The sequence below is a fragment of the Halomonas sp. AOP7-B1-5 genome (genome assembly GCF_052353045.1).
In the GTDB taxonomy this organism is placed as follows: domain Bacteria; phylum Pseudomonadota; class Gammaproteobacteria; order Pseudomonadales; family Halomonadaceae; genus Vreelandella; species Vreelandella colorata.
The window spans coordinates 168,498-184,975 of the sequence record NZ_JBQTDC010000001.1 but is presented as its reverse complement, the minus strand read 5'-3'; the positions used below and the strand labels follow the sequence as shown (position 1 = coordinate 184,975).

Below are 16,478 nucleotides of genomic sequence, written 5' to 3'. Positions count from 1 at the left end.
TTTTGGCCTAGCTACTCGCTAAGCCTTGAGGCGTTTGAGTAAAAACACCAGTGGCACCGTAGCGATATAAATCAGGCCCAGCCAGGTAAAGATGTCATTGAAAGCCAGCACCTGGGCCTGCTGTGAAACCCGCTGCGTAAGTAACCCCACGGCGGCGTGGTAGGCATCGGGTACCGTGCCGCTCAGCATGGCCTCATACTTGGCGATCTCCGCCCCCACCACATCGCGCCCAGTATCGATAGCCGGAATTAGCTGGTTCCAGTGAAAGTCCTCGCGGATATCACGCACGGTGTCGAGCAGTGCCAGACCCATGGCGCCGCCCAGGTTACGCATCACGTTAAATAGCCCGCTGGCGTTACCCACTTCGCTGGGGGGCAGGGTGCCGAGAGCGATCCGCGATGCCGGTATGATGCACATGATAAGACCCATGCCCCGCACGATTTGTGGCACGCAGAACTGCCAGAACCCTGACTCTACCGTGAGGTTGGCGTTCATCATGGTGCCTACGCCGACTAGCAGCAGGCCCAAAAACAGCAATACGCGCAGATCCAGACGGTTGGAGGCTTGGCCGACGATGGGGGCGCATAGGAACATGGTAAGTCCGGTCACGAACATCACCTGGCCGATTTGCAGGCTGGAGTAGCCACGCACGTAGCCAAAGAAAAGCGGCATGATGTAAACCAGCCCATACAGGGCAATGCCTATGATAAAGCCCATCCCCGCGCCGATAGCAAAGTTGCGGTTGGCGAAAGCGCGCAGATCGACGATGGGATGATCGCTGCGCAGTGTACGCACAAAAAACCAGATGCCCGCGACTAAACAGACCAGGCTAAACAGGGTGATCTGGCGGCTGGCGAACCAGTCATCGCCCGGGCCTTCCTCAAGCACGAACTCAAGCGTTCCCAGAAATACCGCGATAAGGGCCAGGCCGACAAGATCCAGCCTGCGTGCGATGGCGTGATTGGGTTTATCGATATCCAGAAACGTCCATGCCGCCCAGCACACCAGGATGCCGGGAATCACGTTGGCCAAAAACAACCAGTGCCAGCTCTGGGTTTCGGTAATGTAGCCACCCACGGTCGGACCAATCGAAGGTGCCATGGTAACGACCATGCCGATCACCGCCTGAACGCTGCCCATCACCCGCCGGGGAAAGATCGAAAAGCTGACCGCCTGGGTGATCGGAATCATCGCCCCGCCCATGAAGCCCTGAATGGCGCGCAGTACGATCAGCTGCTCAATGGATGTGGCCAGCGCGCAGCCAAGGCTTGCCAACGTAAAACCCGCGCAGGAAAGGGTAAAGGCGACCCGCGTGGAGAGAATGCGCATCAGCATGCCCGAGAGCGGAATCATCACGATCTCCGCAATCAGGTAGGAAGTCTGTACCCAGGATATCTGGTCTTCGCTGGCCGAAAGCCCCGATTGGATCTCGTTAAGCGAGCTGGCGACAATTTGAATGTCCAAAATGGCCATGAACATGCCAAACACGGCAGCGATAAAGCCAATTCGCTGCCGCCAGGGTGGCATGTCGCTGGCGCCCAACACTGGGCTTGCGGCTGCCTCGCTCATAGCTGGGGCTGTTGCTGGGAAGCGTTAGCGGCGTTTGAGTGGGCAAGCCGTGCGCTATTTTCCCGCGGTGGCTCAGGTTCAAGCTTAGGCTCAAGTTCTCGCGTATCGATTTCAGGAAGCGCCGAAAGTCCGGCGCGCAGTAGATGCAGCGCTTCTTGTGGGGCTGTAATTCGGATCTTGACCGGTACGCGCTGAACGATTTTGTTGAAGTTGCCGGTGGCGTTGTCCTGGGGCAGCAGGCTGAACTCGGTGCCTGTCGCCGGTGACAGGCTGTCAACGATGCCTTCAAAGGTGATATTAGGATACGCATCCAGGTGAACCGTAACGGATTGCCCGATGCGAATTCGCTCAAGCTGGGTCTCTTTGAAGTTGGCTGCTACGTAGGCCGACTCGATGGGCACCAATTGCAACAGCGTTAACGACGGCTGCGCGACAGTGCCAACTTCGACTCGAAGGTTGCCGACCACTCCATCACGTGGCGCAAGAATGCGCGTTTTGTCGAGCTGATGGCGAGTGTAGGCAAGATCGGCACTCGCGGCGTCCAGGTTAGCTTCGGCGCGGATCACATCGCTCTCTGCCACGGCCAGTTGGCGTCTGGCCGAGACAACGGCTGCCTGGCTGCTGGCCAGATTGGCCTCAGCGACGCGCTGCGCGGTTTGATCATCCTCACGCTGCTGGCGCGAGCCGTAGTTGTTGGCCGCCAGTGACGACGAGCGCTCAAGGTGCTGGCGCGCTCGGTCAACATCGGCCTGGGCAGCATCGACCTGGGTTGTCGCCTGATCGATGGCTGCCTGCTGAAGCTCCACCTGGCGACGCGACTGGACAATCGAGGCTGCCGCCACCGCTTGCTGGGCCTCGGCTTGCGCCACCTGGTCGCGGTAGCTTTCATCGTCCAGGCGCACCAGTAGGTCACCTTGCTTAACCGTCTGATTGTCGTTCACCGCAACGAGTGCGACGCGCGCAGAAAGCTCGGCGCGCACAGCCACGCTGTCGGTGCGCACATAGGCATTGTCGGTCTCTTCCATAAAGCGTCCGACTTGCCACCAGCCTACGCCCCACCAGATAATCCCCGCCAACGCGATAACGCCCACCAGCACCGCCAGAATCTTGCGCTTGGGTTTGCCGCTGGAGTGGCTATTGGCGGGTGCAACTGGCGTATCGCTTTGATGTGTATCCGGGGTTTCGCTTTGCTTGCCATTTGAGCGCATGGCCAACTCCTCAACGCATGTCATCCCGTTGAACGGTCATCGGGAAAGAAGCTCTATAGTGTAATGAATGCTACACTACATGGCTACTTTGTTAGCACGCTATATGTAAAAATTGAAACGATGCTGACGTCAAACAGCTATATGTCAGTAAACGGTTTGAATAGGAGTAAGAATGTCTCGATTAGGGTCTTCTACTACCGCTGAACGGCCTGAGAATGAAGGCGCTACGTTGACTGCACGCGGGATAGCGCGGCGTGAGCGCCTGCTGGACGCAGCTCGGGATGTTTTTCTTGAGCAGGGCTATGCGGGCGCCAGCGTCAACGAGGTAGTGGCACGTGCCGGCGGGTCGCTTGCGACGTTATACAAGCAGTTCGGCAATAAAGAGGGGCTATTTACGGCGGCGATGGAGCGCCATATCGGCGCGGCATGGGCAGTACTCGAAGAAGGGCGGCGGGACCGTCAGGCCCCTGAGCAGGTGTTGTACGAATTAGGGCGGCGTATGTTGATGCTGATATTTAACCCGAGCGTGATACGGTTAGTGCGCGGACTGGCGTTCGAGGCTGAGCGGTCCCCTGAGCTTGGCGAGCTGTTTCTGACCCGGGGGCCTGATCAGACCCGCCAGGCGCTCGCCAACTATCTCAGTGATCAGGTTGTCAGCGGCCGTCTGGATATTGAAGACCCACGCGAGGCCGCCGGGATTTTCATGGGGATGCTGATAGGCGAATGGCATATCGATGCTTTGCTTGGCCGTGACCTGCAGCTTGACGAGGCGCAGTGCAACGCGCGGGCGAAACGCTGCTTGACGATCTTTCTTGCTGGGGTAGCGGCATCTTCAAACTAAGGCTTGGCGCTGTATCGGCTGGCTTGCAAAATCGCCTAGCGTTTGGCCCATACTCACCATGGTTTCCGGCGGATAATCGGCAAACGCGACCGGGTTGGCAAAGCACATCACCACGGTAGAGCCGAGTTTAAATAGCCCCATTTCCTCGCCGCGCTCAAGGGTGATCTTATTGTCAAAGCGCGTGCGTTGGGGCACGCCCGCCAGCGGCGTTACCTGCCCAGACCACACGGTTTCAATGGCGGCAACCACCATTGCGCCGACCAGCACCATGGCAAACGCGCCGTGCTCGGAATCAAAAATGCACACCAGGCGTTCATTGCGTGCAAACAGGTTCGGCACGTAGCTTGCGGTGGCTTTATTGACCGAGAAGATACGTCCAGGCACATAGATCATCTCGCGCAGCGTGCCGGTCATCGGCATATGTACGCGGTGATAATCACGTGGCGAAAGATAGACGGTCGCAAAACTCCCACCCATAAATTCCTCTGCCAGCGCCGCATCCCCACCCAGCAACGTTTGCGCTGAATAGGTATGACCCTTGGCTTGAACCAGCTGGCCCTCCTGCAGGCGGCCATGGCGCGAAAGCGAGCCGTCGGTCGGGCTTAGTAGACCTTCACCCAGCGGGCGGGCATCGATTTGTAAAACGCGGGTAAAGAACGCGTTAAAATTGGCATAGGCCGTCGGGTCCGGTTCAAGCGCTTGGCTCATGTCGACGTTAAATCGTTTGATAAACGCTTTAATCAGCGCGTTTTTCAGCCACGGCACCTCGCTTTGCGCAAATTTGCCGGTCAGGCGCGAGAGGGCGTGATGCGGAAGCGGGTACTGGAGTAACGAAAAAGCTTTTTGAGATAGCGTCACATTAATTACTTTTAGCAGTGGTTAAACGTAGGACCAGCACGGCCGGCCACGTTACTTTTCAATCGGCGTATCGTCGCGGTTACCCCATTCACCCCAAGAGCCCGCATAGCCGCGTATATTAAATCCTAGTGCTTTACCCACCAGCCAGGTAAAGCTGCTGCGGTGGTGGCTCTGGCAGTGGGTGGCCACTTCCATATCTGGCGTCAGGCCCATGGCGCCAAGCTCGGTGATAAGCTCGGCATAGTCGCGAATACGCAAAGCACGAGTGCGGTCCATGGCATTAAGCCAATCCATATTTACCGCGCCTGGAATATGACCAAGATGCTTATTATTGCCTTTCTCGCCGTCATATTCGCCTTTGGAGCGGGCATCCCAAATCGCAAACTGCTTGTCACCCAGCTTGGCTTTAATCTCATCACAGGTAATGAGCGCCTGCGGGTTTAAAACCTGCGCATGGTATTCACTAGGCGAAGGGAGTGTTTGCTCGGTGCTTTCGGGCATGCCTGCATCGCGCCAGGCGTGAATGCCGCCGTTTAAATAAGAGTAACGGGTGTGCCCAATCAACTCCAATGTCCATAAAAGGCGCGCAGCCCAGCCGCCGCCTTCATCATCATACGCCACGACATGGGTATCGCGCGTAAGGCCGAGTGCGCTGAACAGCTGGGATAAAAACTCGACGCTGGGAACGTCATTGGGCACTGGCCCTTCGCCACGCATCAAATAGCGGAAATCGAGATATACAGCCCCAGGTACATGCCCCTGGCGGTAGCTGTCCGGGTTGACCGGGACATCGATAATCAGCAGTTCAGGGCTGTCTAGATGGGACTTGAGCTGCTCGGGTTCAACAATGAGTGGCAGAAAATTTGATTCTGATGACGGGTGCTCGGTGCTCATGGACGGCTCCTATAAAATTCAGGCATCTAGGCTATCGAGAATGCGTCGATAGCTGGCAAAACGTTCTGGATGAATCTTGCCTGCCTCAACCGCTTCAAGTAAAGCGCAGCCGGGTTCCGCCCGGTGCCGGCAATCGCGGAAGCGGCAATGTCCAATAAAGGGATGAAACTCAATAAAGCCGTCGGTCACATCCTGCTCGGTCAAGTGGATCAAGCCGAACTCACGAATACCGGGGGAATCGATCAGCTCACCATCGGTGACCTCGTCACGGTTCATGGTGTAAAGCCGGGCTGTCGTTGTGGTGTGCGTGCCCTTACGCGAATCTTCGGAAAGCGCGCCGATACGCAGCGATTCATCGGGTAGCAGCAGATCGATCAAGGAGGATTTACCCACGCCGCTTTGGCCAACGAAAACCGATGTGCGGCCTTCAAGCTGTTGGCGTAAAGGTTCAAGCCCTGCTTCATTGGCCGTGGTGGTACGCACCACCGGATAGCCCAGGCTGTGATAGCGCTCAAGCAGTTTGCTTAACTCTCCGCCGTCTTCCGGAAGCAGATCGATTTTGTTAAGCACAAGCACAGGCGCGATATCGGTCGCTTCGGCGGCGACTAGATAGCGGTCGATGAGGTTAGGGTGCGGCGCAGGCTCCACGGCGAAGACAATCAGTATCTGATCAATATTTGCGGCAACCGGCTTTAAAAGCCCGCGGGCGTCAGGGCGTTTAAGGACGCTGTCACGCTCTTCGCGTGCTACTACAACGCCTGAACCGTCTTGGCCTGCGCGCCAGATCACTCGGTCGCCGGTTACCAGGCCTTCCAGATTAGCGCGTAGGTGGCAGCGTACGGGGGTGCCATCGGCGTTGCGTACTTCCAGCGTGCGTCCAAAATGGGCCATTACGCGGCCTGGTTGTTCGGCGCCGTATTCTCCGGCGGCGAGTTTATCCGTATCCTGCACTTCACGCTTTTCAGCGCGTTGGGCACGTTCGGCCTGGATCTTGTCGACCCGCCATTGCTGTTGACGGCTTAATTTACGTTTGCTCATGACCACCCGATGCTCGGTACAATAGACTTATTGTACCTGTTAACTGACGCCGGGTAACTCGACCCGTCGGCTATCTTGGAGAAAAGCATGAACGACACTACCGCACCGCGCAGCGATCTGCTGGTATGGATTGACCTTGAGATGACCGGCCTGGATCCGAATAAAGAGCGCATTATTGAGGTCGCCACGTTAATTACCGATGCAGATTTAAACGTCGTGGCCGAAGGCCCGGTCATTGCGGTGAAGCAGTCGGACAGCCTGCTCGCCAGTATGGATGACTGGAACCAGAAAACCCATGGGGAATCGGGGCTGGTCGCGCGTATCAAGGCAAGTAACGTCGATACGGCCAGTGCGGAGCAGCAAACGCTGGAATTTTTACGCCAATACGTAACGCCCGGTAGCTCACCGATGTGCGGCAACAGTATTCATCAGGACAGACGCTTTCTAGAGCGCGAAATGCCCGCACTGTGGAGTTTCTTCCACTACCGCAACCTGGATGTTTCAAGCGTTAAGGAGCTCGCCAAGCGTTGGAACCCAGGTGCGCTTGCTGGTTTTAGCAAGCGCAACGTTCACCTGGCGATGGATGATATTAAAGAGTCGATTGCCGAGCTTGCCCACTACCGCAATACCTTCTTGCGCGTAGCCGGCGAGCATGACGAAGAAGAGTAAGCCTCGGCAGCGTTAAGGCGCGCTAGTGGCAATAACTGCTTCACGCTTGAGGCGCTGCTCGTCAAGCGCCCAGGCGACATGCTCACGTACCAGGGCGCTGGGGTAAGCCCGGCGTGCCCAAAGTGCGGCCTCAACGGCTTCGTTCCAGGGGGCATTGCCAAGGCCAATGGCGATATTACGCAGCCAGCGCTCATAGCCGATACGCCGAATGGGACTGCCAGCGGTTTTATCCAGAAACTCCTCTTCGCCCCAGGCAAATAGGTTGAGCAGTGACGCGCGGTCGAGATCGTGGCGGGGTGCAAAGTCCTGCTCGTTGCTTATCCGCGTGAAGCGTGTAAAAGGACAAACTAGCTGGCAGTCGTCGCAGCCATACACTCGGTTACCCATGGCGCGGCGAAACTCCACCGGAATCGCGCCGTGCAGCTCAATGGTCAAATAAGAGATGCACTTGCGCGAATCAATCACCTTGTCATCGACAATCGCACCGGTCGGGCACGCCGTCTGGCAGGCGTCGCAGCTGCCGCAGTGCTCCCGTTCATAGGGCGGGTCAACGGGCAGGGGCAGGTCGGTATAAAGCTCGCCCAGAAAAAACAGCGAACCCGCTTTGGGGTTTAAGAGCATGGCGTTTTTGCCAAACCAGCCCAGGCCCGCTTTTTGTGCCAGGGCACGCTCCATCACCGGGGCGGAATCCACAAACGCGCGGTAGCCGAAGGGACCTACTTCCTGCTCGATTTTTTTACCCAGCTGGGCCAGGCGCTTGCGTATCAGCTTATGATAATCGCGGCCCAGTGCGTAGCGTGATACATAGGCTTTGCTGGGCTGGCCAAGCAGCCGGGTGGTTTCGACTTCCGGGGGCAAATAGTCCATGCGGACACTGATCACCCGCCGTGTACCCGGTTCAAGTTCAGCCGGGCGAGTACGTTTGGTGCCGTGCTTATCCATAAAGCCCATTTCACCGTGGTAACCTTTGTCCAGCCACGCGTTGAGATGCTGCTCGTGGGCATCGAGCTGCGTATCGGTAATACCTACTTGCTGAAAGCCAAGTTCGCGGCCCCAGGTTTTGATGAGGTCGGCAAGGCGTGCCAGCTCATGATGAGAAAGTGCAGAAGCAGTGGAAGAGGGCATCATCAGTCTACGGTCGAGCATTAGTCGCGCTATGCTAACGCATTGACCGCCATCACAACATGCGAAAGGAGAGATTGTGCTTACCTTGAGTGCTTCCACACTACGCCCATTATTTACCGCAGAGCAAGTCCGTGAACTGGACCGTCGCACCATTGCCGGGGGCATCGAAGGCTTCGCCCTCATGCAGCGAGCTGCATCGAGTGCCTGGCATAGTTTTCGGGCGCGCTGGCCCCAGGTGCGTAGTTTAACGGTGCTGTGTGGCGGCGGTAATAATGGCGGGGATGGTCACGTGCTGGCGGCGTTGGCCATTCAGTCTGGCCTTAAAGTCCAGCGTATTACGCTTAAGCCGCTGGATGCATTGGCGGGCGATGCTGCTCGGGCAGCGGAACTTGCCACCTCAGCTGGCGTCGGCTGTGAAGAGTGGCAGGCAGAGTGTGTTTTTACCGGCGAGGTGATTATCGATGCCCTGTTAGGTATCGGTGTAAACGGAGAAATCACGGGACCAGCCAGGCAGGCGATTAAAGCGATTAATGCGGCCAAGCGTCCCGTAATGGCGATTGATATTCCTTCTGGGCTTGCGGCCGATACCGGGGCAGTGCTGGGCGAAGCTGTCCAGGCCAGCTGCACGGTAACGTTTATCGGCGACAAGATGGGCCTGCATACTGGAGAAGCTCCCGCCCACACGGGGGAAATCGATTTTCGCCCTTTAGGCGTTAAGGCGCAGGCATTTGTTGATATTCCGCCCTTTGCGTGGCGGTTGGATGAAGCGTGGCTCAATGAGACCTTTGTGCCGCGCTCGCGTACCAGCCATAAAGGCGATATGGGCCATGTGCTGGTGTTAGGCGGTGCCCCCGGTTTTGGTGGCGCGGCGTTATTAGCCTCTCGGGCGGCGGCGCGGCTGGGGGCTGGCAAAGTGAGCCTGGCAACGGCGCCGGAGCACATCACGGCCAGTTTAATCAACTGTCCCGAAGTCATGGCACATGGCGTGCGCGGTGGTGCCGACTTGGATGAACTGCCTCAGAAAGCTGACGTGATGGTGGTGGGGCCAGGTACAGGCCAGGCTGCCTGGGGGCAAGCGGTGCTTCAGTATGCGTTGGCCTCTGAGGCGCCACTAGTGATTGATGCCGATGGGCTGAACTTACTCTCAAGCCACTGGCCGGAGGAGCGCCGCGACAACTGGATATTGACGCCGCACCCCGGTGAGGCCGCACGCCTGCTGGGCTGTTCCACGGCGGATGTTCAGGCGGATCGGCCTGCCGCAGTGCGCGCATTGCAGAAAGCCCGCGGTGGGGTGGTGATTTTAAAAGGCTCGGGTAGCTTGATTGCCAGTCCTTATGGGCTGGCAGTATGTCCATACGGAAACCCAGGCATGGCCAGTGGTGGTATGGGCGATGTGCTTAGCGGCATGCTGGGCGCGTTGGTGGCGCAACGTGGGGATGTCGAACAGTGCGCCTGGCTTGGCACGCTGGTGCATGCCCTTGCTGCAGATCGTGCCGCTAAGGTGTCAGGAGAACGTGGCTTGCTGGCAAGCGATCTGGCATTCTATGCGCGAGAATTGATCAACCCGGAAAGGCAGCCCGCATGCAGGTGCAATTGGATAACGAAGAGGCACAAGTCGCCTTTGGTGAGGCGCTGGGACGCGCCTTGCAGGGGCGTGGGCGTATTTATCTGGAAGGTGACTTAGGTGCCGGTAAAACGACGTTAACGCGTGGCATATTACGTGCCTACGGCCATCTTGGTGCGGTAAAAAGCCCGACCTATACGCTGGTCGAACCTTATGAGTTGGATGCACAGCGTATTTATCATCTGGACCTCTATCGTGTGGCAGACCCTGAAGAGCTTGAGTTTATAGGCGGTCGCGATGTGCTTTCAGACGAGGCCATCTGCATCATTGAATGGCCAAGCCGAGGTGAAGGCTGGCTGCCCGCGCCTGATATTCGCTTGTCGCTTGCGGTAGCTGATCTGGGGCGTCAGGTTACGTTAACTCCCTACAATGAACATGGCGAACGCGTCCTTAACAGGCTGCAGTCCACTATGTTGTTCAAGCAGTCAGAAGACGGTACCCCTTCATGGTCATAAGCAGTAAAAAAACCGGCTTTATGCGCTTTATAACGCCAGGGCTGATTGCGCTGATGGCAGGGATCTCTTCGGTGCAGGCCGCCAACGTTGAAAGTATGCGTTTATGGGCCGCCCCTGACCATGCACGACTTGTATTTGATCTTTCCGGGCTAACGAGTGCTAACGTTTTCGCACTTGATAATCCCGAGCGCTTGGTGATTGATCTGGACGAGAGTGTTCTGAATACCGATGCCTCTACGCTTCCATTAGAGGGCAGCGCTATTGACGCTGTGCGCACCGGCACGCGCGACGGGGGCGGTTTGCGCGTAGTGCTTGAGCTCAATCGCGAGGTTGAACCGCGTCATTTCGTGCTGCCCCCCAATGATCAATACGGCCACCGCCTGGTGGTTGATCTTGAGTACCCAGGTGAAAGCGCGGTTGAAAACCCCATCGACCCGATCGAGGCGATGATTCGCGACCAGGAAATGCTTGCCCAGCAGAGCAATGCCCAGGCGCAAGCGCAAGTGCCGGGCAGCCAGGTGGTGCCCGAGGCACCGGCTGCACCTGTTGAGGTTCAGCCGGCGCAGCCCCATCCCCAGCGCGATATTATTATTGCGGTTGATGCGGGGCACGGTGGTGAAGACCCGGGCGCTATTGGCCCCGCAGGTACGCGTGAAAAAGACGTGGTGTTGAATATCGCACGACGCCTAGCTTCGGATATCAACAACACGCCGGGCTTCAAGGCGGTGCTGACGCGGGACAGCGATTACTATATAGGGCTACGCCAGCGCACCCAGCTGGCGCGTGAGCAAAAAGCGGACTTTTTTGTTTCTGTGCATGCGGATGCCTTTAACAGCCCGCGTCCTGAAGGCAGCTCGGTTTATGCGCTTTCACAGCGTGGTGCTACCTCGGAAACCGCGCAGTGGCTGGCCGATAGTGAAAACCGCGCGGATTTGATTGGCGGGGTGGATGGCAGCCTTTCATTGCGTGATAAAGACCAGGTGCTGCGAGGCGTTTTGCTCGATCTGACCATGACGGCTACGTTAAACGATTCGCTCTCTATCGGTGGGCAGGTGCTCGAACAGCTGGGGCGGATTAACCGCTTGCACAAATCACGTGTCGAGCAGGCAGGCTTTATGGTTCTGAAGTCACCTGATATTCCTTCGCTTTTGATTGAGGTCGGATTTATTTCCAACCCCGCCGAAGAGCGTCGACTGCGTGATCCTGTTCACCAGCAGGGGCTTGCAACGGCTATTTTTAGTGGTCTACGCGCGCACTTTGAGCGTAACCCACCGCCGACGAGTCTATTGGCATGGCAGCGCGACAACCAGCGCCGGCCCACGGGCAATGAATATCGGATTCAGTCCGGCGATACGCTCTCCTCGATTGCCGTACGCCATGGCGTGCCGGTGAATCAGCTTCGCCAGGCCAACGATTTAAGTGGTGATGTTATCCGTGTGGGCCAAGTCTTACGTATTCCCAACTCTTGAGGTATCTGGTGTCTGAGTCGATCTCTCTATCGCCGCGTATTCAAGTCCTAGACCCTCGCCTGGCTAACCAGATTGCTGCGGGGGAAGTGGTTGAACGCCCGTCGTCGGTAACCAAAGAGCTGATTGAGAATGCCATCGATGCGGGTGGTCAGCGCATCGAGGTGGAAATCGAGCAGGGCGGGGTACGGCTCATAAAAGTGCGCGATGACGGTATCGGCATTGGTGAAGACGACCTTCCGCTGGCGCTGGCGCGGCATGCCACCAGCAAAATCGGTAGCTTGGAAGACCTGGAGGGCGTCAGCTCACTGGGCTTTCGCGGGGAGGCGCTGGCCTCAATAAGCTCTGTGTCACGGCTTGAGCTTATCTCTAACGCCGAAGACGATCCGCGCAGCGGCTGGCGAGTGGTGGCGGAAGGACGCGGTATGGAGGCGCGGGTAACGCCGGCGCCGCATCCGCGTGGGACAAGTGTTGCAGTACGCGACCTGTTCTTTAATACCCCCGCGCGGCGCAAGTTTCTGCGTACCGAAAAAACCGAATTTGCTCATGTGGAAGAGGCATTTCGGCGTCAGGCGCTTTCGCGTTACGACATTGCCTGGGTATTGCGACATAACCAGAAAGTCGTGCACCAGTTGCCTCCTGGCCACTCAGCGGCAGCACAGGAACGTCGCATCGCCTCGCTGCTGGGTAAAAACTTTATCGAGCACGCGCGCTATATCGAGCGTGAGGCAGGCGGCCTGCGCCTGAGCGGTTGGGTGGGCTTGCCTACGCATTCGCGCTCCCAGGCAGACCAGCAGTACTTTTTCGTTAATGGGCGTGTCGTGCGTGATCGCCTGGTGGCCCATGCGGTGCGTCAGGCTTACCGCGACGTGCTGTATAACGGCCGTCATCCGGTGTTTGTGCTGTATTTGACCCTGGATCCCGATGTAGTGGACGTCAACGTTCACCCTACCAAGCATGAAGTACGCTTTCGCGATGGGCGTATGGTGCATGATTTTCTCTACTCCAGCCTGCACCACTGTTTGGCGACATCCAGGCCGACGCAAGAGGGTGAAGATGAATCCATTGACGCAGCGGGTTCGTCAGCGGAACAAGACAGCGGTGAGGTAGCCGAGCCTGGCACCGAGCCTGATCAAGCCCAAGCCACGCCTGCGTGGCAGCAGCAGGGAATGGCGCTTTCGCAAACGCCAGATCGACACCCCGGGGCTGAAAAAGTGCGCCGCTTTATGCAGGGCTATCAGGCGCTGCATCCCGGGCATGAAGAAACACTGCTAACCCCGCAAACGCCGGGTGCCTGGGCCGCTGAGGCTCAGCCTGTCCGCGAGGTTCGGGAAGCCCCCATTGCGATGCCTGAAAGCGACCCTACCAGCGCACCGCCGTTAGGCTTTGCGTTGGGGCAGCTGCATGGTATCTATATTTTGGCGCAAAATGCCCAAGGGCTAGTGCTGGTGGACATGCATGCCGCGCATGAGCGGATTGTGTATGAGCGCATGAAAAACCAGCTTGCAGCGGCCGAGGGGATTGATACCCAGCCGCTGCTGGTGCCTGTTTCTCTGGCTGCCAGCCGTGCGGAGGTAGCCACGGCTGAAAGCGAGCAGGAGGCCATTTCTCGGTTAGGAATTGAGCTGGATATTGCCGGACCAGAAACGCTTTTAGTGCGCCAGTTGCCGGCACTATTGGCCCAGGCAGACCCTGAGGCGCTGGTGCGTGAAATGCTTGAAGAGCTAGCCCGCTTCGGGCGCACTCGCCAGGTCGAGGCGCGTATTCATGAATTGCTTTCTACCATGGCCTGCCATGGCAGCGTGCGTGCCAACCGGCGGTTAACCATTGAGGAAATGAATGCACTGCTGCGCGACATGGAGCGCACCGAGCGTAGCGATCAGTGCAATCATGGCCGGCCTACCTGGACGCAAATGGGTTTAAAAGCGCTTGATCGATTATTTTTGCGCGGTCAGTAGTCACACGGCCAGTCATCGGTAGACTGGCCCCTTCCTGTTATTTCTTTTTGGCGGAGTTTGCCACCAAATGGCTGATACACGCCCCTGGGCGATTTTTTTAATGGGGCCCACGGCGGCCGGAAAAACCGATACCGCAATAGCGCTTCACGAACGGCTTGGGCATGAGCTGATTAGCGTCGATTCGGCGATGGTTTACCGCGGCATGGATATTGGCAGCGCAAAGCCCAGTGCTACGGAACTTGCCCGCGCGCCGCATCGGTTGATTGACCTTCGTGACCCCACGGAGCCTTATTCGGCGGCTGATTTTCGACAAGACGCGCTTAACGAGATGCGACAAATTAGCGCAGCGGGAAAGGTTCCGCTACTGGTTGGCGGCACCATGCTGTATTACAAACACTTGGTAGAAGGCGTGGCGAATATGCCCGCGGCTGATCCGGTGATTCGTGAACGGTTAGCCGCGCAGCGGCAGGCTGAGGGCTTGGAGGCGTTGCATCAAACGTTGATGAATGTGGACCCGGTATCCGCACAGCGGATTCATCCCAACGACCCGCAGCGCCTGATGCGTGCACTGGAAGTCTATTATGCCAGTGGCCGGCCGATGAGCGAGTTATGGAAAGAGCAGCAGCCAGAAACCTTTCCCTGGCGGGTGTTGTCGATAGCTCTGTCGCCCAGCGACAGAAGCGTTTTACATGCGCGTATTGAAAAACGTTTTACCGCTATGCTGTCAGAAGGCTTGATAGATGAGGTTGCCGCCCTCAAAAAGCGTAATGATCTGCATATCGATCTTCCGGCTATGAAAAGTGTCGGCTATCGTCAGGTGTGGGAATATCTGGATGGGGAGTACGATTATGCGACGTTGAAAGAGCGTGGCGTGATTGCTACTCGCCAGTTGGCTAAGCGTCAGCTAACGTGGTTAAGAAGCTGGTCGAATCTTGCCTGGATTGATTCACAGCAGGCGGGCGTAGTGGATAAGACGCTGAAATTCGTGCGTGAAAGCGGTGCTTAGCGTAAGATAGTGATTTCGTAAGTATGTGTTTTCAAGTGGCTGGATGGCGCTTTGACAACACAGGCCTTTCGGGCAAAAAAAGATTGCGGCGTAGCACCAGTAGGGCGCGCCATTAATAACCAACCCCAACGACAGTTTTAGGGAGAGCAACATGTCCAAAGGGCAGTCCCTTCAAGACCCGTACTTGAATATTCTGCGCAAAGAGCGCATTCCGGTCTCTATCTTTTTGGTGAACGGCATTAAGCTGCAAGGCCAAATCGAATCGTTTGACCAGTTTGTCATCCTGCTGCGTAATACGGTTAGTCAGATGGTTTATAAGCATGCTATTTCCACGGTGGTGCCCTCGCGCAATGTGCGTTTGCCGGCACAGGATCCAGCCGCACCCGATGCGGATATTTAACACCGCTGGATGAGCCATAGAGTCCACGAGGTATTGATTGTTTTTTGAACGCCCTGAAGCCGGTGAGACGGCAGTTCTTGTTCATGTAGACTTCCATGATGAGCAAGCACGTGAAGATCCGGGTGAGTTCTTGGAGCTCGTGCGCTCTGCAGGTGCAGAGCCCGCGACGCTGCTCACCGCCAGTCGTCAGCGTCCTGATTCTCGAACCTTTATTGGCTCGGGCAAGCTGGAAGAGCTGCGAGCGTTGCTCGCGGCTCACCAGGCGGAACTCGTGATCTTCAATCATAGTTTAAGTCCTTCCCAGCAGCGCAACCTTGAGAAAGAACTCAAGTGTCGTGTTCTCGACCGTACCGGTTTGATTCTCGATATTTTTGCGCAGCGGGCACGAACTCATGAAGGTAAGCTGCAGGTCGAGCTTGCTCAGTTAGAATATATGTCCACGCGCCTTGTGCGCGGGTGGACGCACCTTGAGCGCCAGAAAGGCGGTATTGGCCTGCGCGGCCCCGGTGAAACCCAGCTGGAAACTGACCGACGCCTGTTAAGAGGGCGCATCAAGTCGATCAATAAGCGCCTGGATAAGGTGCGTAGCCAGCGCGAGCAAAATCGCCGCGCCCGTGCGCGCGCTGAAATTCATAGCGTATCGCTGGTAGGCTATACCAACGCAGGTAAATCAACGCTGTTTAATGCGTTAACCAATGCCGAGGTGTACGCCGCCGACCAGCTGTTTGCAACGCTAGACCCAACGTTAAGACGCCTTGAGATCGAAGACGTGGGCCCCGTGGTAATGGCAGATACGGTTGGGTTTATCCGGCATTTGCCCCACAAGCTTGTCGAGGCGTTCCAGGCAACGCTTCAGGAGGCGGCTGAGGCCACGCTGCTGGTACATGTTATTGATGCTGCCGATCCTGATCGCGAGCTAAACGTTGAGCAGGTAGAGCGGGTGTTGAAAGAGATCGGCGCCGATAACGTGCCGGTTCTTCAGGTAATGAATAAGATCGATAAGCTTGATAGCGCACCGCGTATTGAGCGTGACGGCCATGGCGTGCCTGAAGTAGTTTGGCTATCAGCCCAGCAAGGGCAGGGGCTTGAATTACTTCATGAGGCGCTTAGCGAGCGTCTGGCGAATGACGTTATCGGTTTTTCACTGACGCTGACGCCGGAACAGGGCAAACTGCGGGCAGGGCTTCACGAATTGAATGCCGTGCGTGAAGAAGCGTTTGATGAGCAGGGGCGTTCGGTGCTGGATGTTCGACTGCCACGCCGCGACTTCAATCAGTTAATGGCCCAGCTCGGTGAGCGTGCCAATACGTATTTGCCCGAAGCGCTGCGCGAAGCTGATGAGTGGTAAGTGGTTAGCTACCGATTAT

15 protein-coding genes are annotated in these 16,478 nt (G+C 57.1%); 9 read left to right on the top strand and 6 right to left on the bottom strand.

Going from position 1 to position 16,478, the window contains the following annotated elements; genetic code table 11:
* Positions 1 to 18: 18 nt before the first annotated feature.
* Both ACT3XD_RS00880 and ACT3XD_RS00875 read right to left on the bottom strand, forming a co-directional pair.
* Entirely contained in the window at positions 19 to 1,569 is a 1,551-nt protein-coding gene (locus ACT3XD_RS00880) for a DHA2 family efflux MFS transporter permease subunit (protein ID WP_192537094.1), read from the bottom strand.
* Positions 1,566 to 2,777, bottom strand: coding sequence for an HlyD family secretion protein (locus tag ACT3XD_RS00875; RefSeq protein ID WP_192537095.1), 1,212 nt, complete (start codon positions 2,775 to 2,777; stop codon positions 1,566 to 1,568). Before ACT3XD_RS00875 ends, ACT3XD_RS00880 begins: the two co-directional genes overlap by 4 nt.
* 172 nt (positions 2,778 to 2,949) lie before the next feature.
* Between ACT3XD_RS00875 and ACT3XD_RS00870 the strand changes: the two genes are divergently transcribed.
* Positions 2,950 to 3,618 carry a TetR/AcrR family transcriptional regulator gene (locus ACT3XD_RS00870; RefSeq protein WP_192537096.1) on the top strand — a complete coding sequence of 223 codons (669 nt, stop codon included), beginning with the start codon at positions 2,950 to 2,952 and terminating at the stop codon, positions 3,616 to 3,618.
* Here ACT3XD_RS00870 and asd read toward each other — a convergent pair.
* The 3 genes from asd to rsgA are packed head-to-tail and all read right to left on the bottom strand — an operon-like array spanning position 3,610 to position 6,408.
* Positions 3,610 to 4,476 carry an archaetidylserine decarboxylase gene (gene asd / locus ACT3XD_RS00865; RefSeq protein WP_192537097.1) on the bottom strand — a complete coding sequence of 289 codons (867 nt, stop codon included), beginning with the start codon at positions 4,474 to 4,476 and terminating at the stop codon, positions 3,610 to 3,612. The genes ACT3XD_RS00870 and asd overlap by 9 nt on opposite strands.
* Before the next feature lie 51 nt (positions 4,477 to 4,527).
* The gene (locus ACT3XD_RS00860) at positions 4,528 to 5,370 is read right to left on the bottom strand and encodes a sulfurtransferase (RefSeq protein ID WP_192537098.1); all 843 of its coding nucleotides are present in this window, start codon (positions 5,368 to 5,370) and stop codon (positions 4,528 to 4,530) included.
* Between the two features lie 18 nt (positions 5,371 to 5,388).
* Positions 5,389 to 6,408 carry a small ribosomal subunit biogenesis GTPase RsgA gene (gene rsgA / locus ACT3XD_RS00855; RefSeq protein ID WP_192537099.1) on the bottom strand — a complete coding sequence of 340 codons (1,020 nt, stop codon included), beginning with the start codon at positions 6,406 to 6,408 and terminating at the stop codon, positions 5,389 to 5,391.
* 87 nt (positions 6,409 to 6,495) lie between these two features.
* Here rsgA and orn point away from each other — a divergent pair, with 87 nt between their 5' ends.
* Complete coding sequence (gene orn, locus ACT3XD_RS00850) at positions 6,496 to 7,077, top strand: oligoribonuclease (protein WP_192537101.1); 582 nt, start codon at positions 6,496 to 6,498, stop codon at positions 7,075 to 7,077.
* A gap of 12 nt (positions 7,078 to 7,089) precedes the next feature.
* Here orn and queG read toward each other — a convergent pair whose 3' ends face one another.
* Positions 7,090 to 8,223 (bottom strand): tRNA epoxyqueuosine(34) reductase QueG, encoded by a 1,134-nt coding sequence (queG, locus tag ACT3XD_RS00845; RefSeq protein ID WP_225736056.1) that lies wholly within the window; start codon positions 8,221 to 8,223, stop codon positions 7,090 to 7,092.
* Between the two features lie 55 nt (positions 8,224 to 8,278).
* Here queG and ACT3XD_RS00840 point away from each other — a divergent pair, with 55 nt between their 5' ends.
* From ACT3XD_RS00840 to hflX, 7 genes are all read left to right on the top strand, one after another.
* The gene (locus ACT3XD_RS00840; protein WP_318782736.1) at positions 8,279 to 9,886 is read left to right on the top strand and encodes an NAD(P)H-hydrate dehydratase; all 1,608 of its coding nucleotides are present in this window, start codon (positions 8,279 to 8,281) and stop codon (positions 9,884 to 9,886) included.
* The gene (gene tsaE, locus ACT3XD_RS00835; RefSeq protein ID WP_192537103.1) at positions 9,784 to 10,281 is read left to right on the top strand and encodes a tRNA (adenosine(37)-N6)-threonylcarbamoyltransferase complex ATPase subunit type 1 TsaE; all 498 of its coding nucleotides are present in this window, start codon (positions 9,784 to 9,786) and stop codon (positions 10,279 to 10,281) included. Before ACT3XD_RS00840 ends, tsaE begins: the two co-directional genes overlap by 103 nt.
* 20 nt (positions 10,282 to 10,301) lie before the next feature.
* Positions 10,302 to 11,750: an N-acetylmuramoyl-L-alanine amidase gene (locus ACT3XD_RS00830; protein WP_225736064.1), complete on the top strand. Its 1,449-nt coding sequence runs from the start codon at positions 10,302 to 10,304 to the stop codon at positions 11,748 to 11,750.
* A gap of 8 nt (positions 11,751 to 11,758) precedes the next feature.
* Positions 11,759 to 13,705, top strand: coding sequence for a DNA mismatch repair endonuclease MutL (gene mutL, locus ACT3XD_RS00825; protein WP_192537106.1), 1,947 nt, complete (start codon positions 11,759 to 11,761; stop codon positions 13,703 to 13,705).
* A gap of 67 nt (positions 13,706 to 13,772) precedes the next feature.
* Positions 13,773 to 14,711: a tRNA (adenosine(37)-N6)-dimethylallyltransferase MiaA gene (gene miaA, locus ACT3XD_RS00820; protein WP_192537108.1), complete on the top strand. Its 939-nt coding sequence runs from the start codon at positions 13,773 to 13,775 to the stop codon at positions 14,709 to 14,711.
* A gap of 151 nt (positions 14,712 to 14,862) precedes the next feature.
* Entirely contained in the window at positions 14,863 to 15,111 is a 249-nt protein-coding gene (gene hfq / locus ACT3XD_RS00815) for an RNA chaperone Hfq (RefSeq protein ID WP_009099947.1), read from the top strand.
* Between the two features lie 37 nt (positions 15,112 to 15,148).
* On the top strand, positions 15,149 to 16,459 hold the full coding sequence (gene hflX / locus ACT3XD_RS00810) for a ribosome rescue GTPase HflX (protein WP_192537112.1): 1,311 nt from the start codon (positions 15,149 to 15,151) through the stop codon (positions 16,457 to 16,459).
* Positions 16,460 to 16,478: the final 19 nt, after the last annotated feature.

Excerpts from the sequence above, each read along its gene's own strand:
- ACT3XD_RS00880 (WP_192537094.1), bottom strand. The coding sequence starts at position 1,569 with ATGAGCGAGGCAGCCGCAAGCCCAGTGTTGGGCGCCAGCGACATGCCA.
- ACT3XD_RS00875 (WP_192537095.1), bottom strand. The coding sequence starts at position 2,777 with ATGCGCTCAAATGGCAAGCAAAGCGAAACCCCGGATACACATCAAAGC.
- ACT3XD_RS00870 (WP_192537096.1), top strand. The coding sequence starts at position 2,950 with ATGTCTCGATTAGGGTCTTCTACTACCGCTGAACGGCCTGAGAATGAA.
- ACT3XD_RS00860 (WP_192537098.1), bottom strand. The coding sequence starts at position 5,370 with ATGAGCACCGAGCACCCGTCATCAGAATCAAATTTTCTGCCACTCATT.
- rsgA (WP_192537099.1), bottom strand. The coding sequence starts at position 6,408 with ATGAGCAAACGTAAATTAAGCCGTCAACAGCAATGGCGGGTCGACAAG.
- orn (WP_192537101.1), top strand. The coding sequence starts at position 6,496 with ATGAACGACACTACCGCACCGCGCAGCGATCTGCTGGTATGGATTGAC.
- queG (WP_225736056.1), bottom strand. The coding sequence starts at position 8,223 with ATGCTCGACCGTAGACTGATGATGCCCTCTTCCACTGCTTCTGCACTT.
- tsaE (WP_192537103.1), top strand. The coding sequence starts at position 9,784 with ATGCAGGTGCAATTGGATAACGAAGAGGCACAAGTCGCCTTTGGTGAG.
- ACT3XD_RS00830 (WP_225736064.1), top strand. The coding sequence starts at position 10,302 with ATGCGCTTTATAACGCCAGGGCTGATTGCGCTGATGGCAGGGATCTCT.
- miaA (WP_192537108.1), top strand. The coding sequence starts at position 13,773 with ATGGCTGATACACGCCCCTGGGCGATTTTTTTAATGGGGCCCACGGCG.
- hfq (WP_009099947.1), top strand. The coding sequence starts at position 14,863 with ATGTCCAAAGGGCAGTCCCTTCAAGACCCGTACTTGAATATTCTGCGC.